The organism is Sphingobacterium sp. DR205 (assembly GCF_011064245.1).
GTDB classification, from domain to species: domain Bacteria; phylum Bacteroidota; class Bacteroidia; order Sphingobacteriales; family Sphingobacteriaceae; genus Sphingobacterium; species Sphingobacterium athyrii.
Genome location: NZ_CP049333.1, coordinates 5,577,668 through 5,604,427, shown reverse-complemented (window position 1 = coordinate 5,604,427; position 26,760 = coordinate 5,577,668). Strand labels below are relative to the sequence as shown.

The window sequence follows — 26,760 nt, the reverse complement described above, 5'->3', positions numbered from 1 at the left end:
CCTAAACCGCAACCGGTGCTTTTATATGCGCATGGGATTCATAATTTAGCAGTTCGAAATCTTCGAATTTAAAATCAAAGATATCGTTGACCTCTGGGTTTATCTTCATTTGTGGCAATGGCTTTGGATCACGGCTCAATTGAAGTTCGGTTTGCTCAAAGTGATTGCTGTAGATATGCGCATCACCTAATGTATGGATAAATTCGGCTGCTTCCATATCACAGACTTGGGCCACCATCATGGTTAATAGGGCATAGGATGCGATATTGAAAGGTACACCTAAAAAAATGTCCGCACTACGCTGATAAAGCTGACAGGACAACTGCGGCTTCATAATCCCCTTCTCTGGCTGTGCCGGAGCGACATAAAATTGAAAGAAAGCATGGCAGGGAGGTAAAGCCATATGTTCGATTTCAGCGACATTCCATGCCGATACAATGATACGACGCGAATCCGGTGAATTTTTTAACTGATTGATAACCTGCGCGATCTGATCAATGTGACGGCCGTCGGGTGTTGGCCAAGAACGCCATTGCGAACCATATACAGGCCCTAGGTTACCCTGTTCATCAGCCCATTCGTCCCAAATACTTACGCCGTGTTCTTTTAAATACTGAATATTGGTTTCGCCTTTCAAAAACCAGATCAGCTCGTGAATAATTGATCTGAGGTGCAGTTTCTTTGTCGTTACTAAAGGGAATCCTTCCTGAAGGTTGAAACGCATCTGATACCCAAAGACACTTTTGGTACCTGTTCCGGTACGGTCTGTCTTTACAACACCATTCGTATATACATGTTTGAGTAAATCTAAATATTGTTTCATCTGTAAATTTTAATTTTTAAACGTTTAATCCCGAATCGTTGAATACGTAGGTTAAACCTTCTGGCACGTCCATCCTTTCAAGATAGTCAAAACTAAGGAAAATCCTTATAACGAGAAAGTCAAAACTCAAAATGATAAGAGGGGTTACTGAAAAAAAATGTAATTTTGCAAAATATTATGGAGAATAAAAAAGTAGCTTTTTATACACTTGGGTGTAAACTGAATTATTCGGAGACATCATCCATTGGACGTTTATTTAAGGATGCGGGCTATGATACCACCGCTTTTAATAGCCGTGCGGACGTTTATGTAATCAATACATGTTCTGTAACGGACAACGCGGACAAGAAGTGTAGAAAAGTGGTCAAGGAAGCTTTAAAGCACTCTCCGAATGCTTATATTACTATTGTAGGGTGTTATGCTCAGCTAAAACCAAGAGAAATTGCGGAGATACCGGGCGTGGATATGGTACTGGGAGCTGCAGAGAAATTTAACATCATTGAGCATATCAATGACTTGACCAAGCAGGAAAAAACAATTGTTTATAATGGCCCTATAGATGAGACCAACCAATTTGTGTCAGCTTATTCCATTGGTGATCGTACACGTACATTTTTAAAAGTTCAGGACGGATGCGATTATTCCTGTACATTCTGTACCATTCCCTTAGCACGTGGTGGAAGCCGTTCGGGAAAGATTGAAGAGATCGTCAGACAGGCTGAAGAAATTGCCGCTTCAGGTGTAAAAGAGATTGTGTTGACAGGAGTTAATATCGGTGATTTTGGTATCAGGGATGGAAAGCGGGAAGATCGCTTTCTGGATTTGGTGAAAGCACTGGATGAGGTTGAAGGCATCGATCGGATACGTATTTCTTCTATAGAACCTAATCTTCTTTCAAACGATATCATCGAATTTGTAGCGCAATCCAAAAGATTTGTTCCACATTTTCATATGCCATTACAGTCTGGAAGCAACAAAATTCTGGGTTTGATGCGCCGGAGATATAAACGGGAGTTATATACTGAACGTGTAGAATTTATCAAGTCGTTAATGCCGAACTGTTGCATAGGCGTTGACGTGATTGTTGGCTTTCCGGGTGAAACACGGGAGGATTTTATAGATACCTATAATTTTCTGAACGATCTGGATATTTCCTATCTGCATGTATTTACCTATTCGGAGCGCGAAAATACCATCGCAGCACAAATGGAGGGAGCTGTACCCGGAGCGCAACGTAGTGATAGAAGCAAGATGTTGCATATTCTTTCGGAGAAGAAACGTCGCGCATTTTATGAAACACAGCTTGGTGCTCAGGGTGATGTCCTATTTGAAGCAGATGAAAAAGATGGTTATATGCATGGTTTTTCCAAAAATTATGTCAAAGTAAGAACTTTATATGATCCATTGCTGGTCAATGAAGTCGTGCCAGTCAAATTTATGGAAGTTACGGATACCTGCGAAGTAGAGGTAGAAGAGGTTCCTGAAACATTGGCACACTAGTTTTTTAAGACTTATATATCAACAAAAAAGGACGATCTTATAGAAAATCGCCCTTTTTTGTTGATATACAGCTCCATATTCACAGCTTTCGATTATCCATTCAAATCCACCATATGGCATGCGCGTGACCATGTCTTGAAATAAACTGTAGCTTGAATTAATGGGTACTACTTTTCGCTGCATTTAACCAGATCACCGTCCCTAGGATCAAAAGAACACCGACCCACTGCACAGATGAAACAGATTCATGAAGGATAAAATAGGACATGCAGGTAGCTACAGGCAATTCTGCTGAACTCAAAATTCCTCCCAACGAGAAACCTGTTTTTGGTAAGCCATAGGCAAACAGCAAGGGGGGGATAACTGTACCAAATAAAGATAGGATCAACCCAAAATGCAGGAAATTAGTATCAAATTGACCGTTGAACAAATAGTTCGGCGGAAATAACGTGAAAACTAATAGGCAGGCACCAGTTACCATAATTGCGCTTTTTTGGATCGGATGGTAATCATTGCCTACACGGCCATTGACGATCATGAATACAGAATAAGCCGTAGCTGCCAAAAGTCCAAATAACAGCCCCGTTAAGTTGAGGTCCTTTAATCCTTTCTCAATTAATCCAGTTGCCAACAATGTCGCAATCAGGACGATGCCAATGCCAATTAGGTTGTTTTTTGACGGTTTTACCTTGAAAAAGATAAGCTCAATAACAACACCGATCCATATGTATTGCATGAGTAGGACAATGGCTAAAGAGGCCGGGACTAGCTGTACACATTTGTAATACAAAATACTTACTAAGCCTGTTGAAGTGCCACTGATTAAAATTTTGATCCATGAAGATTTTTTAGTTGAAGATTGAAAGGTTTTGCGGGAAAATAATTTGATGGCAATAAAGATAAGCCAAAGTATGAGCATGCCAAACAATACCTGAATCCCTGTTACCTCACCTAAAGTAAGCCCTTGGCCATATGCTTTTTTAACAAACGTTGATAATATTCCAAAACTGCTCGCACCTAAAAAGACAGCTAACGCACCTTTTAATTTTTCCATTCGCAAATAAATTAGGGGTCAAAGTTACGATTTCTGAACAATTCTTTTTCTGATCCGACGTTCTTGTAAAGGAAAATGGATAACCGAGTTGAAGACATTCCTGGAGATCAGTGGGTAGAGCACATTAACGGGATGGAAATAATCCTTTGAGCATTTTATTAAAAAAAGAGGGAATGGGTAAATTGTTTTTTACGAAAGCAGCGAAAATATTGTATACAAAGGGTTATTTATTTAAGTTTGTTATACCGGAAAATAAATCGAACATAATGATTGTCAAGTCTTATTTTATCTTTTTTTTAAGCGCGCTATTATTCTTGAGCAGTTGTTCAACAAAGAAAAAAATACTTACATCCCGTTCACACTCCTCGAGCGGCTCGGTGTTAACTGATGCAAGTTCGGCACGTGGAAAAACCTTTTCGGGATCCCGCCTTGATAATTATGCTTCGCTATTGAATGTAAACACAAAAAAGTTAAATCCGCAGCTTTATTCATTTATTGACGACTGGATGGGGATACCACATCGAATGGGGGGACAGACTAAAAATGGCGTGGATTGTTCGGGGTTCGTTAACCTCTTGTACATTGAAGTTTATAAAGGCAACCTGCCACGAACATCACGTGATATGGAGGGCATTGTGAAAAGAAAAAAGCCTGAAAAATTGGAAGAAGGAGACTTGGTTTTTTTCTCTTTTGGCAAAAATGGAATTGACCATGTGGGCGTGTATTTACACAATAACAAATTCGTCCATGTCTCCACGCGCAAGGGAGTTATTATATCAGATCTGACAGATAGCTGGTATGCCAAAACCTTTGTGGATGCAGGTTCTCCAAAGATCTAACCGGATAAAATCCATGTAGGTTTTATGTCATATCTTGATATAAACTTTTATACCCTATATAAATCCTTATTTTTGTCAAAATTTTATAGAAATGACAATAAAGAGTAAAAAGATTTTTCTAGGCCTTTGTATTATTGTGCCATTTTTAATGTATTGTGTTTACTACTACAGCAATATGATTAAAAATGCACCGTTCCGTTTTGCTGATTTTGAATCAATTGAATTTAAATATGGCGAACCGAACCACATGGTCAATGAATATAATTCGAAAACGCGTATCTATAAATATTTAGACAAACAAGATTCATTAATTACGGATACTGTCAAGTTCACAAAAGATGATTTATTGTATTTGCACCGCAAGGCAATGGAACTTGGTTTTTGGAATTTGGATACGGATATGACAGGTCCGGAATGGAAGAAAGATTCTACAAATTCGAAAGTACCTCGCTTTTACCTGGAATATAATTACAAAGATAAGTCCAAGCGTGTCACCTTAGATGCGGATTTTGTAGGTAACCCGAGGATGCATGATGCTGCTAAATCTATGATAGACGAAGTAAACCGGATGTTGGCAACGGCTCAGGCTAGATAATAACGCTATTTATACTTATTGAGGAGGGAGAAGCCAAGGAGCTTTCTCCCTCTTTTTTTTGTTGTTTAATGTTGCCTTTTCTTAAAACGAGCTTTTATTGTTTCTATAGATCAGCTATTTCAGAGGTATGGTTGTACCATCGGCTTAATTAATGGACATTGGGATAACAACCTGATACGGGCTTCTATTTACAAATTCTTTATATACAATTGATCTTGTCTTAATGGGAATAGGGTACTTTAGCGGCAAAACCAACGTTCGATATGAAAACATTTTTTGCATTGGCTATTTCTTTAGCACTAGCCCAGAGAGTACAAGCACAGGAACTTGCAAAGGGAAAAGTTTATCTGGATATAAACAAAAATGGAAAATTGGATAAGAATGAAAAAGGAATGGCATCTGTTTCCGTGAGCAACGGTCGCGAAGTTGTCATTACTGATAAAGATGGGAACTATCAACTGCCGGCCGGAAATGATAATATTATTTTTGTTGTTAAACCTTCGGGATATGCAGTACCCTTAGACGAGAATAATCATCCCAAATTCTATTATATCCATAAAGTCAATGGAAGTCCAGCTTCCAAATATCCCGGCGTGGCGCCTACGGGGAAGATTCCATCTGCCATAAACTTCGCTTTATATCAACAAGAAGAACAACCCAATTTTTCGGCCTTTGTCTTTGGCGACCCACAGGCATACACAGAAGAAGAGCTGGGATTTTTTAAAGATGGTATCATCAATGAAATCGCAGATAAATCTGTCGCCAAATTTGGAATCAGTCTAGGAGATTTGGTCGGTGATGACCTTTCTCTTCAACCAAAATATAAATCGGTTATTTCTACCATGGGGCTACCTTGGTATAATGTTATGGGAAATCATGACATGAATTACGATGCCAAAACCGACAGCCTTTCTGATGAGTCTTTTGAGCATACTTTTGGTCCCAATAATTACTCTTTTAATTACGGGAATGCCCACTTTATTGTATTGGATGATATCATTTACCCTAATCCTCGTACCGGAAAAGGGTATTTAGGTGGTTTTCGGAAAGATCAGTTGGATTTTGTTGAGAATGATCTAAAACAGGTGGATAAGGATAAATTAATTGTCCTATCGTTTCATATTCCACTGTATCATGAAAATTCAAATGTATTCCGCAACGAAGACAGACAGCGTCTTTTTGATATTTTGGCTCCCTTTCAGCATACGCTTTCACTATCGGCACACACGCATTTCCAACGTCAATATTTTTATGGACAGAAAGATGGCTGGAAACAAGCGCATGCGCACCACGAATATAATGTCGGTACGACATCCGGAGACTGGTATTCAGGTGAACTGAATGCAAAAGGAATCCCTGTTTCCACCATGCGTGACGGTACGCCAAAAGGCTACGCAATTTTGAAAATTGAGGGCAATCAATATCGCTTTGACTATAAAGTGGTGGGTCAACCTGCAAGCTATCAGATTGACGTGTATGGCGCATCAGTAGTGCCCGAAAAGTATACAAAACGATACCCGATCTACGCAAATTTTTTCATTGGCAAAGAAGGTGATAAGGTATCCTACAGAATCAACCAAGGGGACTGGAAAGCGATGGAATATGTGAATGAAAGTGATCCCGCATTCTTAAAATCCTTAGCGAAATACGATACGGCTGAGCAATTGATAACGACGCGCCGTCCATCTAATCCCGAAAAATCAAGTCATTTGTGGATGACAAATTTGCCTAAACTTAAAGCCGGGAAATATCAGTTAGAAATTAAAGCAGTGGATATGTTCAACAGGGAACATTTTGCGACGAAAAGTATTGTTGTGGAATAATTAAATACATAGTTTTTATACGATAAAAGGCAATCGTCAGGTTGCCTTTTCTTGTTGTTGAAATTGGGCATATCAATATTTTTGGGACAGACTTAGATTGCTATAGGGGGGATTAGGATGCAGAACGTTAAATTTAAGGTTGAACGAAGTTGTTTATTGAACGGTAAATCCAGTGAAATAAATAGTTTAAATAACTATTTGTCGAATTGTTTTAAGTTTAAAGTTCCCTTAAGATGGACTTAACATAACAGTCCTATATTTGTGTAGAGTAATTTTTGATTCATAAAGAGTTAGGGTTAATGTGTAGATCTGTTGTGAAACACGTCTGAAAATTTAGTTTGTTTTTAAAGTGAAAAGGTAATCTCCCCGGATTACCTTTCACTGTTTTTATGGATCTCAGTTTCTTTTTTACAAATTCAATATATTGATCTGTTGTTTCCGGACAAATTGCCTGAAATCATCCGAAGCCGGATTTTCGAATATCTCAAGGTCGAAATATTTTGTGGCCGCAAAGAAGTGATCAAAACATCGGAGACAATACCCTCAGAATATTCCCACGTATGTCATTGACAAAGAAATACAGTTCGATAGGTACACCATGTTCGGTTGATGCTAATTGACGCACCATTAAGGGCATGCATTTGTGTATGCCAACCCTAGCTTGTTAATCCATTGAAAAGTCCAGTTGTAAATTTGGGATTGAGAATCCGTTAACAATTCCGGATGTATTTTGCATCCTGCAAATATACAAAAAGCCGCATTTGCGGCTTTTTGTTATTTTGAATTGAGCGGCTCGCGCTCATGTTTATGTCTAAAGAATATTGCAAAAAGTACTGCGATAATCAGTGTATAGATGGCAAAGGCTAGCCAGATGTCATGCCAGTCCTTGAGCATAATATTATTGTTCAGGGTACCATCAGGCAACAGTGCGATACTTTTCTCTTTTAAGAAATTCAGGAAATGCATATCATTGATATTTGTATCCAGGTAGTTGGCCAGATCCTGCCCATTCTGAAAGCTTTTGGTGAAATAATGGTCGATAATCCATCCCGATGCAAAACTGCCGAATACTGCTCCGAAACCATTGGTCATCATCATAAATAAGCCTTGAGCAGAACTACGTATACTTGATGTCGTGGATGTCTCAACAAACAAAGAGCCTGAGATATTGAAAAAGTCAAATGCCATTCCATAAACGATACAGGAAAGTACAATCATCCATAGGCCGCCAGCAGGGTCTCCAAATGAGAATAGCCCAAAACGTAATACCCAGGCAAACATAGAGATCAACATGACTTTTTTGATACCAAATCTTTTTAGGAAAAATGGGATTGCCAGAATAAAAAGTGTCTCTGATATCTGCGAAATCGACATGATGATCGTTGAGTATTTCACAACAAAAGATTCCGCAAATTTTGGATAGAATTTAAATTCGTCCAAAAATACATCTCCGTATGCGTTGGTCAACTGCAATGCGGCTCCTAAGAACATGGAAAATATAAAGAACAGTGCCATTTTATAGTTCCCAAATAATTTGAAGGCTTCTAACCCCAACAATTGTGTCCAAGATGCACTTTCCTGCTGTAATTTTTTCGGTGGGCATTTCGGTAATGTAAAGGCATAGAGACTCAAAGCTAAGGCCGCTGTTCCCGCAATATAAAATTGGTATGCTGTCGCTTTGTTACCTGTCAGATTTGTGATCCACATCGCTACGATAAATCCAACGGTTCCGAAGACACGGATAGGAGGGAATGCTTTGACCAGATCATAGTTGTTTTCATTCAATGCGGTATAGGCAATTGAGTTGGATAGAGCCAATGTCGGCATATAGAAACACATTGCTGCGAGCATCGCATAAAAAAAAGTATTGGGATCATTGACTTGTGGTAGGTAGAAAAGAACAGCAGCATAAGATAAATGAAGGGAAAAATAGAGTCTTTCAGCATTTATCCAGCGGTCAGCAATGATCCCCATCAATGTTGGCATAAATAGCGAAGCTATTCCCATTGTCGCGAAGATAGCGCCGAATTGTGTACCATCCCATTGCTTTGTGCCAAACCAATAGTTAGCTATTGTAATCAACCATGCTCCCCAGACAAAAAACTGAAAGAAGCTCATAATGGTCAATCTTAATTTAATAGACATAAAACGATATTATTTAGAGTTTTTGTTTCGCTTTAATGAGAGGAGTTATTTTCTTTTGGAAATTTCATCCCTAATCAACGCGGCTTGTTCGTAGTTCTCTTCCGTTAATGCCTGGTTGAGCGCCTGCTCCAATTGTTCATCTGTCAACGAAGAAAAAGGGTTGTTAGCGGATTTGGAAGGAGTCTTCTCTTCGACCTCGAGCATACTGGGATCTTGTACCTTGTTGGCTTTGTCCAGATTTTCCAAAAATGCGAATTCATGTCCCTCAATAATAATTCCTGCAGATGACATAATAAATTCATAGGCATAAATTGGTGCTTCAAAACGAACGGCCAAAGCAACCGCGTCGGAAGTCCGCGCATCAATTTCGACCATCTTATTCCCGTCAGAACAAATAATCTTTGCATAAAAAATGCCTTCAATCAGATTGTAGATGAGTACTTCAACGAGTTTAATGCCAAAAGATTCTGCAAAAGACTGAAACAGGTCGTGCGTAAGGGGACGGCTTGGAATCATTTTTTCTATCCGAATAGCGATGGCTTGAGCTTCATGGCTACCAATAATGATGGGCAGTCTTCTGTTGCCCTCCACTTCTCCCAATACAAGGGCGTAAGCCCCAGATTGCGTTTGACTATAGGATAAACCAACGATATCTAATCTGATTTTCTTCATTTTAATTCCAAAGCGGTCTACAAACTTAGATAAATTTGCTTTTATATGCAATTATAATTACGTTCCGTGTGAAACAAATTTATCGATCTCCCTTGCTGATGCCGGCCTTTTTAATTGGGGAAATTGCAATTAGTTAAAGGGTAAATAAAAATCCCCAATCATGTTTTGAATGAATGGGGAGGAAAATATGCGGTAAAATCCTAATGACCTTTGTAAGCCTTTAAAGCCTGTGTCAATTTGGGGACAATATCAAAGGCATCACCAACGATACCGTAATCCGCAACTTTAAAGAATGGTGCTTCAGGATCCTTGTTGATCACGACAATTGTTTTTGAAGAGCTAACACCGGCTAAATGTTGAATAGCGCCGGAGATCCCGATGGCAATATAGAGGTTGGGACTTACAACGATACCCGTTTGGCCGACGTGTTCGGAATGTGGACGCCACCCTGCATCAGACACAGGCTTGGAACATGCCGTGGCTGCGTCAAGGACATCTGCAAGTTCTTCGATCATCCCCCAGTTTTCCGGACCTTTTAGTCCACGGCCAGCAGAGACAACGATTTCTGCCTCCGGGAGGGAAACTTTATCTGTTGCGCGCACAATTTCTTTAACAATTGTCGAGAAGTCCGTGGACGCAATATTGGCTGTAAAAGGTTCAACAACGGCAGTACCTCCAGTTTCCTTGGTTTCATAAGCATTGGGATTTAAAGCGATCACTTTGATCGCTGCGGTCAATTCCACTGTAGCAAATGCTTTATTTGAAAATGCGGTCTTTTTGATGGTTAATTTTTCACCTTCGATGGTCGGCAGAGCCAAAGCGCCGTCAGCTAGTGCCGCGTGAAGCTTTGCGGCAATACGGGGAGCAAGTCCTTTGCCAGAAAATGAGTTGGAAAGTACAAGCAGATTCGCGCCTGTGCTTTTGACAGCTTCTGCGATAATGCTCGCATAAGCCTGATTGACAAAGGAAGAAAGCTGATCAGTATTGACCGTTAGTACCTTTGATGCACCATAGTTGCCCAGTGTAGCAAGTTCATCCTGTGCGACATTGCCAATCGAGATGGCAATAAGGTCGGTGCCAGTATTATCGGCGATGGCTTTCGCGTAAGAAACGACTTCAAAAGCAGACTTTTTGAATTTTCCATCGGTATTTTCTACATATACAAGTATTGACATAGTTTTTTCGGAATTTAATGATTAAATAACTTTGGCCTCATCATGTAACAGCGAAACCAGTTTCTCAACTTCTGCCGCATCAACGAGTTTTACAGTGCCGCGTGGAGCTGGTGTCTCATAATTAACAATGTGGGAAAGCGTATCAACTGCGGATGGTTCCAGCACATCCAATGGTTTGGTCCGTGCGCTCATAATACCGCGCATGTTAGGTATCTTAGGCTCCGCGACTCCTTCCGCTGTACCAATAACAATCGGAAGTTTGGCGGTTAACACCTCTTTGCCACCTTCTATTTCACGTTCAATACTGACAGCATCAGCAGCGATATCTATCTTCTTGGCAATGGATACCGATGGTATATTCAGTAATTCTGCAACGATTGCACCAACTTGCGCCCCATTATAATCAATGGATTCCCGTCCAGTTAAAATAAGGTCAAAAGCATTGTCTCTGGCGTAATTTGCGATTTGATTGGCAACAAACCAAGCATCTCTCGGAATGGCATTAATACGTACCGCATTGTCAGCGCCTATAGCCAATGCTTTGCGAATGGTCGCATCGGTTGATGCATCTCCAACATTGATGACAGTCACTGTACCTTTTCCTCCTTCAGCTAATTCAACTGCCTTTGAAAGGGCAATCTCGTCATAAGGGTTTATAATAAACTGCACCCCAGTTGTATTAAAGGCAGTGTTGTCATTTGTAAAAGTGATCTTCGATGTAGTGTCAGGGACATTACTTATACAAACTAATATTTTCATATACGATTGGTTTTACCCAAACTTACCATATTTTCTCCCAAATAAAAAGCCCCCAACCGCTTAATATTTTGGTTTACCTCGGGATTTTGCTATTATATTATTTTGAATTTATAATGATTTTTTGCTACTTATTTTGTTGTATTTTTAATTTATAAGCTGTTTTATACTTTTTTTAATAAATTTTTCTAAATTCTACATGTATTTTTTCAATAAAAACAAACCGTCAGCATAGTGTCATTTTGTATGCTTGCATAGTATTTTTGATAGCATATATCTGTTGTGGAGTTATTGCTCGATAGCGAAGGACCGAGCGGGTACAAAGAAACCTAAAGTGTTAACTAACACTTGCTCTATGTGAAAAATGCAGGGCAAACAGGTGGATCGATCGGATAATTTATAGTATGGAAACACGGGCGCAATAAAATAATTGTTTACAGATGAGCCCAATTTTAGTTAAATTTGAAATAAAAAAGATATGTCAACACGATTGGATCAACTCAACGAATTTTTGAAAGAGAGCCCTGAAGATCCTTTTTTAAAATATGCCATTGCTGCAGAGTACCTGAAACAAAATAATGAGCAGGAAGCTTTAGACAGATTTGAGAAGCTGATCAATAGCCATCCGGACTACGTCGGAACATATTATCATCTGGGAAAATTATACGAAAAACTGGACAAACAGGAGCTTGCGATCAAAACATATAAACAGGGAATTGATATTGCACGTAAAAGCCGCAATTTCCATGCCTTGGGCGAGTTACAGGGCGCTTTATCATTTTTGGACGAAGACGAAGATGATGATTTTTAGTTCTTTCTAAATTTTTGGTATCTAATTTGTTATGAATTTTATGGGTGTAACTATTAGATGCTGATTTTTTGAATTTGGAAAGAGATGAAAAGGTTTATTTGGACAGTAGGAGTGATGGTAATGATTGGATTAGGAGGGTGTGATAATCCGAAACAGAGTGTGGCTGCCTATAAAGATAATTTGCAGGAATTAAAAGGAAGAGACAAAGCTGAAATTGTGATCGGAGAATATAAAGGGGTGATGCCCTGTGCGGATTGCGACGGTATAGAGACCCTTATTTCTTTACATAAAGACAATACCTATAAATACTCGTCCAAATATCTAAACAAAAGCGATGATGTTTTTGTGCGCGAGGGAAAGTGGAAATTGGATGAAAATATAATCACGTTGGATGGTGTCGATTATAAATTCAAATTGGGCAATCATATCTTGAGTCAATTGGATCTATCAGGTAATGATATTACGGGTGATATTTCCAAATACTATGTACTGACGAAGAATTGAAATTTGCAACGAGATATAATATTTAGATAAAAGCAAAAAAATCCGAAGAGAATTCTCTTCGGATTTTTTTGCTTTTATATTCCCACAGTTCTATCTACTTTTTGAACAAAGTTCTTTTAAAGTTGACACAACAAAATCCACTTCTTCTTTAGTATTGTTCTTGCAAAAGGAGAATCTCACCGAAGGCCGGTCAGCACTTGTTTTGATTGCCCCAAGCACATGAGAGCCAATATCGGTCCCCGAACTACAGGCGCTTCCACCGGAACAGGATATGCCCGCTATATCCAAATTGAATAATAACATATCGGCAAGATCACTGCAAGGGAAAGAGACATTCAGTACCGTGTATAAAGATTTTTCCGGTTCGACAACGCCATTGAATTCGATATCCGGAATAGCATTTTGTAACTCTTCAATCATATATGATTTAAGGGCTTGAATATAAGCTTGGTGCTCATCCATATGTTCATAGGCCAGTTCCAACGCTTTCGCGAGACCAGCTATCCCATAAACATTTTCGGTGCCGCCACGCATATTCCGTTCCTGGGCGCCACCATAAATCAATGGTTTGATTTTGTTATTAGCGTTGATATAGAGAAAACCTACGCCTTTCGGACCGTGAAACTTATGGGCTGCACCAGTAATAAAATCAATTTTAAGCTGCCCCAGATCATGCGGATAATGCCCCATGGTCTGTACCGTGTCGGAATGAAATACGGCATTGTATCGCTGACATAATTCCGATATACGTTGGATATCATTGAGGTTGCCGATTTCATTATTGGCGTGCATAATAGAAACAAAAGTACGGGGATTGCTACTTAAGAGCTCTTCCAGTTGATTAAGGTCTAAATTACCTTTACTGTCTACATTGAGTAAATCAAGATGAACTTTTCCCGCCTTCTCAAGCTCCTCCAGCGTATGCAGGACAGCATGGTGTTCTATTGGTGAAGTGATCGCATGCGTGATGCCAAAGTCCGTGATCGAACGTACGATGGCCATATTGTCGGCTTCGGTGCCCCCCGAAGTAAAGAAAATTTCTGCCGGAGATACATGGAGTAGATTGGCGATCGTTTTCCGTGCTTTTTCTACGATTGTTTTTACTTGTCTTCCGTGACTGTGAATAGAAGATGGATTTCCAAAGTTGTTATCCATGACATCTACCATTACTTTAATAACTTCAGGATCTAAGGCTGTAGTCGCAGCATTGTCAAAATATACTTGCATGGTGCAAAATTACAAATCTCAAAAGTAAATCAAATGCATTAAATGACTTATTTTAATCAGAATTTGGTCGTTTTTTTAGGCCGTACTGAAATCGTTGCGACAAATTCCGTCTGAACCGAGGGAGAGTCGATCTTTCCCCGTTTTGGAAGAAATATTTTTTTGAACCCACGTAGATTATGGTAAAGGTGCATGTTGCCTACGGATAATTATAATAAGGAATCCAGCCAGAGCGATTGCTAAGCCCAGGTACGCAGCTATATCGCCAGTTTTGGTATATGTTGTAATTTCCTCGTTTAAATTGATTTCCTGATTCAATGCGGCGGGTACCCACCATTTTGTCTGCTGTACAATATCACCGCGTTGATTGATAAAACCGGATATCCCAGTATTTGCCGATCGGGCAACCCAGCGTCTATTTTCAATGGCCCTTAGTTTGGCATATTGCAGATGTTGGTCTTTCCCCGAAGTATTGCCCCACCAGCCATCATTGGTAATGATCGCGATAAACTGAGCTCCTTTTTTAACATATTTCGCCACATAGTCACCCCAGATGGATTCGTAGCAAATGACCGGGGCAGCACCGATACCACTCTGGGCATAGAAAACCGAAGGCTCGACCTGTTTCCCATAACCGCCTGTCGTGCCACCAAAAGCTTTAAATAAGGGTTTTAAAAAATTCATCGCCGCGCCAAAAGGCATCTGTTCCACACCAGGGACCAATTTGGATTTATGATAAAATTGCAGTTTGGATGAGTAATCGATCAATGTTGCCGCGTTAAAGTTGTCCTGGTAAATATTAGGCGCAATTTCACGTGCGGTCGTTGTCTTCGCATAATTATATAATTGATAACTCTCTATACCCGATAAGACATTACCGTTTTTGTACCGATCCAAAAATTGCAGAATCCGTTGATAGGAATAAGTCTCACGAAGATTTTCTTCATCAAAATCACCATTTTGTGAAAGGGCGGTTTCAGGCCAGATAAAAAACTCCGTGTTTGGTTTCGCTACGGAATTAGAAAGAGAAAACAAGGTGTTCAATTGTTCTTCAGGACTGATCCGAAACTTGACGTAAGGATTCACGTTCGGTTGTACGACCACGACCTGGGCTGGGTTTTGATGCTCCTCGTAGCTGAAATAACGAACCAACGAATAGGCAGTAGGAACCAGTGTGACCAACAGCAGACAAAAGATAGGGACAAGTCTGTTTTTGAGCTGGTAGATCCCTTTCCGATTGAGGTAAAGTACGAAAACCAAGATATTGAACAGCCAGATCCATATAGATCCGCCGTACACACCCGTCATGTCGTACCATTGGATCAATTGATGAAAGTTGGCAAAACCGTTTCCTAAAGTCATCCATGGAAACGCCAGATCCCAGGAGGCGTGTAGAAATTCATAGCTGATCCAGAACCCCATCAATCCAAAAAGGGACAATAGCAGTGAAGTTTTACGCCTTAATCGATAATACAGGAAAAACGCAAGAGCCATTAAAGCCGCCCCCAGGCAGAAAGGGATCAAGCTGATCAGAATTGCTGCAAGAGGAGGCATAACTGCCGAGATGGAATTATATACCCAGTAAATGGATGCCGTATTCCAGACAACAGCCATTAGACCCGCTGTTAGAAAAATCTTCTTCCCTTTTTTTTTAATTGTTTCGCTACGGATGATGTTTTCCAGTGCAATCAATAGGGGTATAAACCCAATAAAGAGCAGTAGGCTGGAATAGGGGATGGGAGGCCACCCCAACCACAATAAAAAGGCACTTAAAAGTGCCAATAAATAGTTATTCTTCACAATACCCACCTATTTTATAAACTGGATAAAACTTCTCTTTTCTTTTGCTCGTATTCGTCCTGAGTGATCAATTGCTTGTCGAAGAGTGTTTTTAGTTTTTTCAGTTTTAATGTAATTTCATCATCTTCCTCCTCTACTATCGGAGCAACCGGAACGGGAGCCGCCGGCGGTGTAACCGGAGCAGATGCCGCAGGTTGTACCGCGGGGGACGGAGGAGTAATGACCGGTGCCGGTGTTGCCGCCGGAGCTGGAGCTTGCTGGCTGGGTTCAGCCTTCTCAACAACGGTCTCCCGGGAACTGCTTGGCGCAATGACGATCTTTTCCTTTTCAGCGGCCAACTCAGCTTTTTTATAGTTTTCAAGAGCAGCCTTGATATATTGGTAAAGTTTTCTTGCCTGAACTTTTGGAATGTAGTCAATACTTAAATTCTCTCCGGTAAAAGGAATGACAGTGACTTTCGAACCAAAGATTTCCTCTTTGAAGGCAATATCCTTAATATCCTGCCAGCCGAAAATTTCAAAATCCGTCGCCAGCCCCAATTTCGTAAATTCGCACATAAAAATGCGCTTGTTGCTGATGGTGATACTGTCCGGTAAAATTGTTACCGCCGGTTTTTTCTGTACGGCGATATAATCTATTTTTTCTCCTGGAGTAAGCATGTCCTGGACCTTAGTAATCAATTTTTCAATGATTTTTATATCCTGTCCGTCCTGTGCAAATTGTTCCATGTTCATGTCAAATACGTTTTAGTAATCAAAGATTGTCAAAATTTATTCCAATCCACCTACACAAAATACAAATTCTCCTTTAATTGGATTGTTTTCAAAGTGTAATTTTAAATCAGTTAATGTTCCGCGGACATTTTCCTCGTACAGCTTACTTAATTCCCTGGAGATAGAGGCTTGCCTTTCTGCTCCGAAAACAGTAATAAACTCTTCTATAGTCTTGAGGATACGGTGTGGTGATTCATAGAAAATCATTGTTCTTTTTTCTTCCGCCAAAGCCTTTAATCGCGTTTGGCGTCCCTTTTTCACAGGAAGAAAACCTTCAAAGCAGAAGCGGTCATTAGGCAGGCCTGAATTGACCAGTGCCGGAACAAAAGCGGTGGCACCGGGTAGGCATTGTACCTCTAGTCCCTCTTTGATAGCCGCCCGGACCAATAAAAAACCGGGATCGGAGATCGCTGGTGTTCCAGCATCTGAAATAAGAGCGATGTTTTGCCCTTCTTTCAGAAATTTGATGATTTCAGAAACCGCTTTATGTTCGTTATGCTGATGGTGCGCAAAGACCTTTTTATCTATCCCAAAATGCTTTAAAAGGGGAGCACTTGTCCTTGTATCCTCTGCTAAGATGATGTCTACTTCTTTCAGAATATTGACTGCACGAAAGGTCATGTCCTCCAGATTGCCAATAGGTGTTGGAACTAAATATAACATGGTCAAAGTTAAGTTTTTTTTACTATATAATATGTGCTAAAACATTCTGCCTGTTTTGGAGTTATTTTCTAATACAAATGCACGTATAAATTATGCAATACATTGAAAAAATACAAGCACATCTTGCTGCAGAAGCAGATTATCTATTAGCGTTTGACAAACCTGCGGTTTCTAAAATGATGCTCCATCTTCCCGGGGAGGCATTTATCGATCAGGTATATGGTAGCAGTGACCGCACACCACAGGTTTTACGCAGTTTAGGGCAGCTTTTTGGAACTGGTCGGTTAGCCAATACCGGGTATCTGTCCATATTGCCGGTAGATCAGGGGATAGAACACAGTGCCGGAGCCTCTTTTGCCCCTAATCCCCACTATTTTGATCCGGAGAATATCGTGAAATTGGCGTTGGAAGGGAATTGTAATGCTGTAGCCTCGACTTTTGGCGTATTGGGCGCGGTATCGCGGAAATATGCGCACAAAATTCCTTTCTTGGTCAAAATCAATCATAACGAATTGTTGACCTATCCCAACCGTGCTGATCAAATCCTGTACGGAACGATACGCGAAGCCTGGAATATGGGAGCAGTAGCCGTTGGAGCGACTATTTATTTCGGTTCGGAGGAATCTGACCGTCAGATCATCGAAGTCGCAAAGGCCTTTGAGGAAGCACATTCACTTGGTATGGCTACTGTATTATGGTGCTATTTGCGAAATTCAGCATTTAAAACAGGAGACAAGGACTATCATCTGGCAGCGGATTTGACCGGTCAGGCCAACCATCTTGGTGTGACGATCAAAGCGGATATCATTAAACAAAAGCTTCCCGAGCTGAACGGTGGTTTTAAAGCCCTTAATATGGGGAAGAGTAGCTACGGTAAATTAGATGAACGGATGTATACGCAGTTATCATCGGATCATCCGATTGATCTTTGCCGCTACCAGGTGCTCAATTGCTTCGCCGGTAGGGCAGGACTGATCAATTCGGGCGGGGCGTCCGGGCAGAATGATATACAGGAGGCTGTAAAAACAGCTGTGATCAATAAGAGAGCCGGCGGGACAGGTTTGATATCGGGCCGGAAGGCTTTCCAAAAGCCGATGCAGGAAGGTGTGGAATTGCTCCATGCGATCCAGGATGTCTATTTATGTAAAGAAGTTACGATAGTATAAGATGTGTGGTGGATAATCACTGTAATTATTGCCAAAAAGCGGCAATTTTCACTATCTTTGTTCACTATTTTTTAAATAACACATTTATATTATGTTGCAATTAAATTATATCCGTGAAAACAGGGATACGGTTATCGAAAGATTGGCTGTCAAGCATTTCAAGGAAATTGGATTGGTCGACGAAATCATCAGTTTGGATGAAGACCGCCGTAAGATCCAAGCGGAATCGGACGCACTTTCGGGCGAAGCTAATGCGGCAGCAAAACAGATTGGAGATCTGATGCGCCAAGGAAAAAAAGAAGAAGCTGAAGCCGTTAAATCCCAGTCGTCCGGATATAAAGAGCAGGTGAAGCAACTGTTGGATAAATTAGGAGCGATCGAAATCGAGTTGAATGATAAGATTGTACAATTGCCTAATTTACCGCATCAATCCGTTCCTGCAGGTGTAAGTGCTGATGACAATGAGGTAGTTTTAACCAACGGGGAGATTCCCGCTTTAACAGAAGATGCGTTACCACATTGGGAATTGTTAAACAAATATGATATTGTGGATCTGGAGCTCGGCGTAAAAGTTGCCGGAGCAGGATTTCCGATTTATAAAGGCAAAGGCGCAAAATTGCAGCGCGCATTGATCAATTTCTTTTTGGATCAGGCAGCTGAGCAAGGGTATGAAGAGGTACAGGTGCCCATTTTGGTTAACGAGGAATCCGCTTTTGCTACTGGGCAGTTGCCCGACAAGGAAGGACAGATGTATTATGTCAACAATGATAATCTATATTTGATCCCTACTGCAGAGGTGCCGGTAACCAATATTTACAGAGATGTGATTGTCAAGGAGGCACAGTTTCCGATTAAACATTGTGCTTATACACCATGCTTCCGCCGCGAGGCAGGTTCCTATGGTGCCCATGTGCGCGGTTTGAACCGTCTGCACCAGTTTGATAAAGTAGAGACTGTGCAAATTGTTCATCCGGAAAAATCGTATGCGGTGTTGGAGGAAATGAGCCTGTATGTACAAGGCTTGCTTCAACAATTGGAACTGCCTTATCGCGTATTGCGTTTATGTGGAGGCGATATGAGCTTCACTTCTGCGTTGACCTATGACATGGAGGTGTATAGTTCTGCGCAAAAACGTTGGTTGGAAGTATCTTCTGTTTCCAATTTTGAAACCTATCAAGCCAACCGATTGAAAGTACGTTTTAAAAATTCAGATGGAAAAATGCAATTGGCCCATACATTAAATGGTTCAGCCTTAGCGCTGCCACGTATTGTCGCTGCGATTTTGGAGAATAATCAAACGGACAAAGGTATCCGGATACCATCAGTTTTGGTACCTTATACCAAATTCGAATATATCGATTAAACGAACGAATTAAATAACAAATTTCTAAATTGGGATTTGTGATAGTAAGAGACTCTACCTAAGCAGGTAGAGTCTCTTTTTTGAAATAACTCGATTTAAAACAACTTTAGAATCGTTATAAATTGTCTTTTTTTTGCCTGCAAAAAATATGAAAATATTTGTGTTAATAATTTCTTAATACATTGTTAATGTTTTGTTAAATATAATTGATTCCGTATAAAATTCTGTTTCTAGTATGTTTGCATTGTTTTTATTCTAAAATGAATCTCGCATTTGAATTTGTAAAATACTGCTGCCTTTGTTGCGGTATTTTTTGTTTTTACGAGTGAATGTTAAAAAACTTGTAAAAGCAACTTAGGCTTTCTATATTTGAAACCACTAATAAAAATCGCACTAACTATTATATACTGTAAATGCTGAAAAGAGCAAATTTACAGCTGGATATTTATCTAAGGACTGACTCTACATCTACCTAGAGCTCGCTTTCCCAATAATATTTTCAACTGTTATCCCATGAATGGCTATACGCTATTTTGCGTATTGGTGTTTATTGTCTAAACAATGTCTGTTTAGACAGTTATGTTAACGGATATAGTTTATATCAATATATAGGATTAGAAAAATAATAAAATTAACTAACTAAAACATGAAACAAACATTACTAAGTTTTCTTGTTGGCGGAATGATTTTGACTTCGGTTGCATTCGCACAAGAAAAGAAGATTAGTGGTCGTGTTACATCTGCTGATGGTAAAGCAATACCGGGGGTGACAGTGGTTGTACAAGGAACTAATCAAGCGACACAGACAGATGCTGATGGTAATTATTCTTTGAATGTACCGGCAGGCAAAGTTGTTGTCTTCCGTTCAGTTGGTTTTGACGATAAAACCATTATTGTTAACAACAACAGCACTGTGTTCAATGTATCTTTGTCAGGACAGGATAATGCACTGGAAGAGGTCGTTGTGACTGCAAATGCGATTAAGAGGGAAAAACGCTCTTTAGGATATTCAGCGCCAACAATCAAGAGTGATGAACTGACCGAAGGTCGCAATTCCAGTGCAATTAACTCGTTAGCAGGTAAGGTTGCGGGGGTGAACATTACATCCACATCAAATTCACCGGGTAGCTCTTCTCGCGTAGTATTGCGTGGAGGTTCATCTATTTCAGGTAACAACCAAGCTTTGATTGTTGTTGATGGTACACCTATCGATAATACAAGCAAAATGGGTGGAGCTAGCGATTTAGCGAGTGTTGATTTTGGTAACCGTGGTAATGATATTAATCCAGATGATATTGCTTCAGTAACAGTATTAAAAGGTCCTGCAGCGGCTGCATTGTATGGATCAAGAGCTTCCAATGGTGCGTTGATCATCACAACAAAAAGTGGTAAAAAAGGCTCGAAAAACGAAATCACTTTTAGCTCTACGAATACACTATCATCTATTTTGAAATTACCTGAATTTCAAAATCAATATGGACAAGGTTCATCAGGTTATAATAAAGCGGGGGATCTCATTTACTCAAATGATCCAAAAGAAAACTGGTCATGGGGTGCTCCATTTACTGGTGAAATTCAAGAATGGGGACAAGCTGTAAACGGTGTTCGTCAGAAAAAAGCGTATTCTGCTGTGAAGGACAACGTACGCGACTTCTTTGATCTTGGTATTGCTTCTGACAACAACTTAAGCTTTTCTGGCGGTTCGGATAAATCGACCTTTTATTTAGGATTAAACGCTTTGAATTCGAATGGTGTATATCCAGGTAAAAAAGATAACTACAATAAATATGGGGTTAGATTCAATGGGACAACAGAATTTTCCAATAAATTTAGCGCTGGTATCGCTGTAAATTATAGCCGAATCAATAGTAACAATGTTGGTGGTGGACAAGGTGGTGGTTCTGTTTACAATAACTTATTGCAAACACCGAGAGATATCGATGTTGTTGGTTTGAAAGATTTATCTAATCCTTATAACGGTTATGGTTATACGGATGAAAATGGTGTCGCTCATAATGATGTTTATGGGTATTATGGTGCTTATACCATGAATCCATACTGGGTGTTGGAAAACTATAATAATTTCAACGATGTGAACCGTATTATGGGGAACTTCAATGTGAATTATAAACCAACAGAGTGGTTGACTTTTCAAGAGCGTATTGGCTTGGATAATTACAGTGATCGCAGACGTTCGGAATCCCCTAAATATAGCTATTTACCAGCAGATAACACCACAGGTAATTACGCTTCGACTAATATCCAAACTGATCCAGGTCAATACCGTATTGACCAATTTAATGTGAATGAAATTGTTCACGACTTTATGGCAACTGCTACCCATAAATTCAACGACGATTGGGATGCTTCATTCATGATCGGAAATAACATTCGTCAACGTAAGACGACTTCCAATAGTACAGCAACAAACTCGAGCGGTGGACTTGTTGTTCCGGGATGGTATAACCTAGCGAACTCCAACGGCCCATTGGATCTGATCGAAGATACTTGGACAAACCGTCGTTTAGTGGGAGTTTACGGTGATTTGAACGTTTCATATAAAAACATAGCTTATTTGCAAGCTACCGCACGTAACGATTGGTCATCTACTTTGCCTAGGAAAAATAATTCATTCTTTTATCCAAGTGTAAGCGGATCATTTGTTGCATCGGAATTGTTCTCTCCAGAATTGAAGAGCAAGTTTAGTTATGCAAAAATTCGTGCAAACTGGGCACAAGTAGGTTCGGATACAGATCCATACCAATTGATTTCAACCTTCTCCAGAAGCGTAATTTCAGGAAGTTTTGGATCAACGAACTTTCCGTTTGGCAACGTATCTGCGTTAATGTCTGGTAATACTATTGGGAATTTAAACTTGAAACCTGAAATCACGACTTCATTTGAGGTCGGTACTGAATTGGGCTTCTTTAGCAACCGACTTTCTGCTGATTTTACCTACTACAAAAACAATTCAAAAAATCAAATTTTAAGTATTCCTATTCCACTTTCAACAGGATATGGGCTTAATTTGGTAAATGCGGGTAAAGTTCAAAATAGTGGTGTGGAATTGACATTAAGAGGTACTCCTGTGAAAACAGAAAACTTGACATGGGAATTGTTTGGAACATTTACAAAAAACAACAGTAAAGTTGTTGAATTGATGGACGGCGTACAACAGGTTTCTGTTGGTGGGTTCTCTGGAATGAGTATCGTTGCTGCAGTGGGACGTCCATATGGTGAGTTTTATGGAGTTACAAATGCTACCGATGCGCAAGGTCGTACGATTGTGGATCAGAAAACAGGATTGCCAATAGCTTCTTCTAAGCCAGAGTATTTAGGTACTTATAATCCAGATTTCCAAGCTTCTTTAGGTACAAGTTTGAGTTATAAAAACTGGTCGATGAGCGCCTTGTTCGATACCAAACAAGGTGGTGTGTTCTATTCTAGAACAAAAGGCATCATGGGATTTGTTGGGACCTCAGCTGAATCAGGAGGCGATCGTATCGGTCAAATTTTCCCGAATTCAGTTTATCTAGATGCTGCAGGGAATTCCGTTGTTAATACGACTGCGACCTATGATAAGATAGATTACTATCCTTCGATGGAGGCAGGTGTAAACGTAGTTGACGCGACATATGTTAAATTGCGTAACCTTACTTTTACTTATAAGTTCTCCAAAGACATGTTGAAAAACACACCATTTGGAGCAGCTTCTATAGGCGTATTTGGAAATAATCTATTTATCTGGACACCAAGCGAGAATAAGTATGCTGATCCAGAGGTGAATTCATCAGGTGCCGGTAATGCACAGGGTTTTGACTTTACAGCTCAGCCTTCCTTACGTAACTACGGTATCAATGTCAAAGTTTCATTTTAAGAGCAGATAAAGTATGAAAACTATAAATTTTAAAAATGTTAAGAAGCTTTTAGGTTTAGCTTTAATTGGCACAATTGGCTTAACTGGATGTAATAAATTTTTGGATGTAAATGAAAATCCAAACAATCCGGAAACAGCTACTCCAAGTTTACTGCTGCCGACAGTCGAGGCGGCAATTAGCCAAGCAGTAGGTAACAGCTTCCAGGTATATGGTAATATCTGGGGACAATATTGGACGCAAAATCCTACCTCATCTCAATATCAGTCAATCGACAAGTATCAAATATTGAATACTGCGATGGACAGGCCATGGTTGATTTTGTATCGTAGTGCGTTGAATAACGCTGAATTAATTATTAATTCAAATGAGGCTGCGAGTGACAACTATAAAGGTATAGCTTATTTATTAAAAGCTTATACGTTTCAGGTAGCAACGGATGCATTTGGCGATATTCCTTTGTCTGAATCTTTAAAAGCTAATGGAAACTTAAATCCGAAGTACGAAGCACAAAAGGCGGTTTATGATTCTATTTTCAATTATGTAGATAAAGGATTGGCATTATTAGCGACAAAGCAGGCCGTACCCGTTTCAAGCCAAGACATGATCTTCAATGGTGATTTGGATAAATGGAAGGCCTTTGCAAATACATTAAAATTGAGAGCATATTTACGTATTTCAAATGTTGATGCAAACAAAGCTGCTGCTGGTATCAAAGCTCTTTATGCAAAAAATGCTGTCTTCTTAGATCAAGATGCTTCAATAACTTACACAACAACTGGTGGTAACGAAAATCCATTTTATAATGAGATGGTGGGATTGGGTAAAACTCAGAATGTGGTAGCGAGTGCGACTGTTGTTAAGGCTTTTGTTCGCAATAACGATCCAAGACGATTCTCGCTATACCAACGGGTAGACTATGTAGATCCTATAACAAAAGAAAATAAGCTTCAAGATACCATTGCTTATATTTATCAAGGTGAATATAATAACAAGGAGATTTCCACTAAGCTAGTATCATCACCATCTCCACTTGTCGGTGGCCGTGCGGTAGATCCTACATCAGCAACAGCACCAGTGAAATTGTTCTCCGCTGCTGAGAGTAAATTCTTGCAAGCTGAAGCTGTGGTAAAAGGATGGGGTACAGGTGATGCGAAAGCATTATTTGAATCGGGTATCACGGCTAGTTTTACAGCTACTGGTAATGCTAATGATGTAGTTAAATATATCAAGGAAGCCCCAGATGCCAAATTTGAAGGTGATGCTGAAGCGAAAGTGAAAGCTATTATCACACAGAAATATTATGCAATGTGTGGTTTCCAAGGCTTTGAATCATGGACTGAGTGGAGAAGAACTGGTTATCCAACATTCTTCACAACTTCTATTGCTTCCACTTTAGGAGAAGGTAGAATGCCATTACGTATGCCTTATGCAAATAGTGAGGCTACAACAAATAGCAATTATCCAGGTAACATTGTTATCTATACACCAGTATGGTGGGATGTAAAATAATCGGCTATTATATTATATACTTTAAGAGCGGCAATTTCGAAAGAAATTGCCGCTCTTTGATTTTTATATATTAGGGCAATCCGAACATGCTCTTATTTTTATACTTTTTTATATTGTTTTTATAGTCCTAACTTACCAATAAGCCGGAAGTGTTCTGTAAATCTACCGATGCTGATCCTTACCAGTACCTACACCTTTGTGTAATTTTCTCTTAAGTAAGAAAATATAATAACTTTATTACTTATATTGTCTGATAATTATATTACCAAGTGAAAAGATATTTAACGTTTATAGCGTTGCTGGGTCTAGGCTTTGGTGCGGGTAAGAAAGAGCATATCAACGTATTAGCCTTAGCGAACACCCAAATTTTAATAGATGAGATTTCATTCTAATTGAAAGATTTTATTTTTTTAATATTGTTTTATGAAATTATTTTTTTATTTCCTATCATTCCTAATATTAGCGTCTTGTAGTAAAGAAACAGCTAAAATTTTAGATGACCCAAATATCAATAATGTTATCAGGTCTTCAAAGATGGTTGCGAATTCCGCTCTAATTACCTCATATCCGACGAAAACTTACAAATTTTCTTTCGAGCCATTTGGACCGAATGGATGTATTTTTGAAAATCAAAACCCACTTATTATAAATAATCATGAAGTATATCGTACTCATGGATCTATTTATAAGTGGAATAGAGAAGTTGGACCCAAGGAGCAAATTCGTCTTAATGCATATGTTGAGAACTCCAATGGTCATGGTAGTGGGATTGCGATTAAATTTCCTTTTCAAAAAGGGAAAAGTTATAAAATAACTACATCTGCAGACGGTAGTGATGGCTCTGTTATTTCACCAAATTTTCAAATACAAGTTTCCAATAACTTGACAGTTTTGCAAGGTTGTTCAGATTCCGCTAACCCGTTAGTGCTGACAGGAAATAATATTATTTTTACTTCTAATAATTATAAATATAATCACGCACCTATAGTTATTAATTTTAGGCCAGACTCTTGCTACAGTTATTTGAAAATATATACAGCTTCTAAGCAACCTGCTGGAGAAAAAGATTATCAAAGTTTGGTATTAAAGCCTATCATTATTGAAGAAACTGACCTTATGGAACTAGTTGTGCCAGATTCTATAAACAATGGTTTGACTTACGATGTTGCAGTAAAATATGAGGGGTTTACTCTTAATGAAAATATGACTTGGACAGCTTCAGGTAATATTGAAATTGTCGGCGCAAATTACGGAGGGACAGTTAAAATAAGGAAAAAAGATAATTTACCTACAATGGGTAGTATTACAGCATCTTTTCCAGGTTGTGGAGCTTCTGTAACTCATAAATTTGATGCATGCTCTGGCAATCAAAATTTTGCAGAAATTTATGGTGACTCAATGTTAAAAAAAGGTTGGAAAAACAGATTGTACTCCTATGCTTTGATTAATCCATCATTTAAAAATTTGAGGTGGCATATTGGTTCTCAGTGGGTTACTTTTAGTGGTAGTGAATATTCTGAGGAAATTGCTGTTTCTGTATCACCAAATTTTCAATTTAATGATCCCATAAATGGTGACTATATTCCCATTAGCATTGTTGGAGATGGTCCTTGTGGTAGGGGAACAAAAAAATTTAATGTTTTAATTACTCCATAAGTTTATCTTTATTTGTGATGATTGTGGGACT

General features: G+C 39.4%; 21 protein-coding genes. 11 read left to right on the top strand and 10 right to left on the bottom strand.

All coding sequences use genetic code 11. The features are described 5' to 3' along the window. Position 1: 1 nt before the first annotated feature. A complete protein-coding gene (locus G6053_RS23990) occupies positions 2 to 823 on the bottom strand; it encodes a thymidylate synthase (protein ID WP_165308813.1) in 822 nt (273 codons plus the stop codon). 177 nt (positions 824 to 1,000) lie between these two features. Between G6053_RS23990 and mtaB the strand changes: the two genes are divergently transcribed. Next, complete coding sequence (gene mtaB, locus G6053_RS23985; RefSeq protein ID WP_165308812.1) at positions 1,001 to 2,323, top strand: tRNA (N(6)-L-threonylcarbamoyladenosine(37)-C(2))-methylthiotransferase MtaB; 1,323 nt, start codon at positions 1,001 to 1,003, stop codon at positions 2,321 to 2,323. Positions 2,324 to 2,480: 157 nt separating this feature from the next. Here the strand turns inward: mtaB and G6053_RS23980 are convergent, their stop codons facing one another. After that, the gene (locus G6053_RS23980; RefSeq protein ID WP_108636529.1) at positions 2,481 to 3,377 is read right to left on the bottom strand and encodes an EamA family transporter; all 897 of its coding nucleotides are present in this window, start codon (positions 3,375 to 3,377) and stop codon (positions 2,481 to 2,483) included. Between the two features lie 266 nt (positions 3,378 to 3,643). On the opposite strand from G6053_RS23980, the gene G6053_RS23975 reads away from it, so the two are divergent. From G6053_RS23975 to G6053_RS23965, 3 genes are all read left to right on the top strand, one after another. Then, positions 3,644 to 4,216: an NlpC/P60 family protein gene (locus G6053_RS23975; RefSeq protein WP_165308811.1), complete on the top strand. Its 573-nt coding sequence runs from the start codon at positions 3,644 to 3,646 to the stop codon at positions 4,214 to 4,216. A 91-nt stretch (positions 4,217 to 4,307) separates the two neighbouring features. Next, positions 4,308 to 4,811, top strand: a complete 504-nt coding sequence (locus G6053_RS23970; protein ID WP_241254825.1) for a hypothetical protein — start codon at positions 4,308 to 4,310, stop codon at positions 4,809 to 4,811. A 263-nt stretch (positions 4,812 to 5,074) separates the two neighbouring features. Beyond that, positions 5,075 to 6,634 carry a calcineurin-like phosphoesterase C-terminal domain-containing protein gene (locus G6053_RS23965; protein ID WP_165308809.1) on the top strand — a complete coding sequence of 520 codons (1,560 nt, stop codon included), beginning with the start codon at positions 5,075 to 5,077 and terminating at the stop codon, positions 6,632 to 6,634. Positions 6,635 to 7,408: 774 nt separating this feature from the next. Here G6053_RS23965 and G6053_RS23960 read toward each other — a convergent pair. From G6053_RS23960 to G6053_RS23945, 4 genes are all read right to left on the bottom strand, one after another. Beyond that, complete coding sequence (locus tag G6053_RS23960; protein WP_165308808.1) at positions 7,409 to 8,779, bottom strand: nucleoside permease; 1,371 nt, start codon at positions 8,777 to 8,779, stop codon at positions 7,409 to 7,411. Positions 8,780 to 8,824: 45 nt separating this feature from the next. Further along, positions 8,825 to 9,451 carry a bifunctional nuclease family protein gene (locus G6053_RS23955; RefSeq protein WP_165308807.1) on the bottom strand — a complete coding sequence of 209 codons (627 nt, stop codon included), beginning with the start codon at positions 9,449 to 9,451 and terminating at the stop codon, positions 8,825 to 8,827. A gap of 200 nt (positions 9,452 to 9,651) precedes the next feature. Next, entirely contained in the window at positions 9,652 to 10,626 is a 975-nt protein-coding gene (locus G6053_RS23950; protein ID WP_165308806.1) for an electron transfer flavoprotein subunit alpha/FixB family protein, read from the bottom strand. A gap of 21 nt (positions 10,627 to 10,647) precedes the next feature. After that, complete coding sequence (locus tag G6053_RS23945) at positions 10,648 to 11,385, bottom strand: electron transfer flavoprotein subunit beta/FixA family protein (RefSeq protein WP_108636533.1); 738 nt, start codon at positions 11,383 to 11,385, stop codon at positions 10,648 to 10,650. A gap of 475 nt (positions 11,386 to 11,860) precedes the next feature. Between G6053_RS23945 and G6053_RS23940 the strand changes: the two genes are divergently transcribed. Together G6053_RS23940 and G6053_RS23935 are read left to right on the top strand one after the other, a co-directional pair. Then, entirely contained in the window at positions 11,861 to 12,193 is a 333-nt protein-coding gene (locus G6053_RS23940; RefSeq protein WP_108636534.1) for a tetratricopeptide repeat protein, read from the top strand. An 84-nt stretch (positions 12,194 to 12,277) separates the two neighbouring features. Beyond that, positions 12,278 to 12,697 (top strand): copper resistance protein NlpE, encoded by a 420-nt coding sequence (locus G6053_RS23935; RefSeq protein WP_108636535.1) that lies wholly within the window; start codon positions 12,278 to 12,280, stop codon positions 12,695 to 12,697. A gap of 90 nt (positions 12,698 to 12,787) precedes the next feature. Here the strand turns inward: G6053_RS23935 and G6053_RS23930 are convergent, their stop codons facing one another. From G6053_RS23930 to rsmI, 4 genes are all read right to left on the bottom strand, one after another. After that, a complete protein-coding gene (locus tag G6053_RS23930) occupies positions 12,788 to 13,924 on the bottom strand; it encodes a cysteine desulfurase family protein (RefSeq protein ID WP_165308805.1) in 1,137 nt (378 codons plus the stop codon). A 174-nt stretch (positions 13,925 to 14,098) separates the two neighbouring features. Beyond that, positions 14,099 to 15,721: an apolipoprotein N-acyltransferase gene (lnt, locus tag G6053_RS23925; RefSeq protein WP_165308804.1), complete on the bottom strand. Its 1,623-nt coding sequence runs from the start codon at positions 15,719 to 15,721 to the stop codon at positions 14,099 to 14,101. 14 nt (positions 15,722 to 15,735) lie between these two features. Beyond that, complete coding sequence (locus G6053_RS23920; RefSeq protein ID WP_108636537.1) at positions 15,736 to 16,455, bottom strand: PH domain-containing protein; 720 nt, start codon at positions 16,453 to 16,455, stop codon at positions 15,736 to 15,738. Positions 16,456 to 16,491: 36 nt separating this feature from the next. After that, entirely contained in the window at positions 16,492 to 17,157 is a 666-nt protein-coding gene (gene rsmI / locus G6053_RS23915) for a 16S rRNA (cytidine(1402)-2'-O)-methyltransferase (protein ID WP_104384296.1), read from the bottom strand. 92 nt (positions 17,158 to 17,249) lie between these two features. On the opposite strand from rsmI, the gene G6053_RS23910 reads away from it, so the two are divergent. The 5 genes from G6053_RS23910 to G6053_RS23890 all read left to right on the top strand — a co-directional run bounded on the left by G6053_RS23910 (position 17,250) and on the right by G6053_RS23890 (position 26,729). Then, positions 17,250 to 18,323, top strand: coding sequence for a class I fructose-bisphosphate aldolase (locus tag G6053_RS23910; RefSeq protein ID WP_165308803.1), 1,074 nt, complete (start codon positions 17,250 to 17,252; stop codon positions 18,321 to 18,323). A 91-nt stretch (positions 18,324 to 18,414) separates the two neighbouring features. Next, a complete protein-coding gene (gene serS, locus G6053_RS23905) occupies positions 18,415 to 19,686 on the top strand; it encodes a serine--tRNA ligase (protein ID WP_165308802.1) in 1,272 nt (423 codons plus the stop codon). A gap of 646 nt (positions 19,687 to 20,332) precedes the next feature. Continuing rightward, positions 20,333 to 23,563 carry a SusC/RagA family TonB-linked outer membrane protein gene (locus tag G6053_RS23900; protein WP_165308801.1) on the top strand — a complete coding sequence of 1,077 codons (3,231 nt, stop codon included), beginning with the start codon at positions 20,333 to 20,335 and terminating at the stop codon, positions 23,561 to 23,563. A 13-nt stretch (positions 23,564 to 23,576) separates the two neighbouring features. After that, positions 23,577 to 25,073: a SusD/RagB family nutrient-binding outer membrane lipoprotein gene (locus G6053_RS23895; protein ID WP_241254824.1), complete on the top strand. Its 1,497-nt coding sequence runs from the start codon at positions 23,577 to 23,579 to the stop codon at positions 25,071 to 25,073. A 423-nt stretch (positions 25,074 to 25,496) separates the two neighbouring features. After that, positions 25,497 to 26,729, top strand: a complete 1,233-nt coding sequence (locus G6053_RS23890) for a hypothetical protein (protein ID WP_165308800.1) — start codon at positions 25,497 to 25,499, stop codon at positions 26,727 to 26,729. The last annotated feature ends 31 nt before the right edge of the window (positions 26,730 to 26,760 follow it).

Coding starts and splice junctions, on each gene's coding strand:
- G6053_RS23990 (WP_165308813.1), bottom strand. CDS start 823: ATGAAACAATATTTAGATTTACTCAAACATGTATATACGAATGGTGTT.
- mtaB (WP_165308812.1), top strand. CDS start 1,001: ATGGAGAATAAAAAAGTAGCTTTTTATACACTTGGGTGTAAACTGAAT.
- G6053_RS23980 (WP_108636529.1), bottom strand. CDS start 3,377: ATGGAAAAATTAAAAGGTGCGTTAGCTGTCTTTTTAGGTGCGAGCAGT.
- G6053_RS23975 (WP_165308811.1), top strand. CDS start 3,644: ATGATTGTCAAGTCTTATTTTATCTTTTTTTTAAGCGCGCTATTATTC.
- G6053_RS23970 (WP_241254825.1), top strand. CDS start 4,308: ATGACAATAAAGAGTAAAAAGATTTTTCTAGGCCTTTGTATTATTGTG.
- G6053_RS23965 (WP_165308809.1), top strand. CDS start 5,075: ATGAAAACATTTTTTGCATTGGCTATTTCTTTAGCACTAGCCCAGAGA.
- G6053_RS23960 (WP_165308808.1), bottom strand. CDS start 8,779: ATGTCTATTAAATTAAGATTGACCATTATGAGCTTCTTTCAGTTTTTT.
- G6053_RS23955 (WP_165308807.1), bottom strand. CDS start 9,451: ATGAAGAAAATCAGATTAGATATCGTTGGTTTATCCTATAGTCAAACG.
- G6053_RS23950 (WP_165308806.1), bottom strand. CDS start 10,626: ATGTCAATACTTGTATATGTAGAAAATACCGATGGAAAATTCAAAAAG.
- G6053_RS23945 (WP_108636533.1), bottom strand. CDS start 11,385: ATGAAAATATTAGTTTGTATAAGTAATGTCCCTGACACTACATCGAAG.
- G6053_RS23940 (WP_108636534.1), top strand. CDS start 11,861: ATGTCAACACGATTGGATCAACTCAACGAATTTTTGAAAGAGAGCCCT.
- G6053_RS23935 (WP_108636535.1), top strand. CDS start 12,278: ATGAAAAGGTTTATTTGGACAGTAGGAGTGATGGTAATGATTGGATTA.
- G6053_RS23930 (WP_165308805.1), bottom strand. CDS start 13,924: ATGCAAGTATATTTTGACAATGCTGCGACTACAGCCTTAGATCCTGAA.
- G6053_RS23920 (WP_108636537.1), bottom strand. CDS start 16,455: ATGAACATGGAACAATTTGCACAGGACGGACAGGATATAAAAATCATT.
- rsmI (WP_104384296.1), bottom strand. CDS start 17,157: ATGTTATATTTAGTTCCAACACCTATTGGCAATCTGGAGGACATGACC.
- G6053_RS23910 (WP_165308803.1), top strand. CDS start 17,250: ATGCAATACATTGAAAAAATACAAGCACATCTTGCTGCAGAAGCAGAT.
- serS (WP_165308802.1), top strand. CDS start 18,415: ATGTTGCAATTAAATTATATCCGTGAAAACAGGGATACGGTTATCGAA.
- G6053_RS23900 (WP_165308801.1), top strand. CDS start 20,333: ATGAAACAAACATTACTAAGTTTTCTTGTTGGCGGAATGATTTTGACT.
- G6053_RS23895 (WP_241254824.1), top strand. CDS start 23,577: ATGAAAACTATAAATTTTAAAAATGTTAAGAAGCTTTTAGGTTTAGCT.
- G6053_RS23890 (WP_165308800.1), top strand. CDS start 25,497: ATGAAATTATTTTTTTATTTCCTATCATTCCTAATATTAGCGTCTTGT.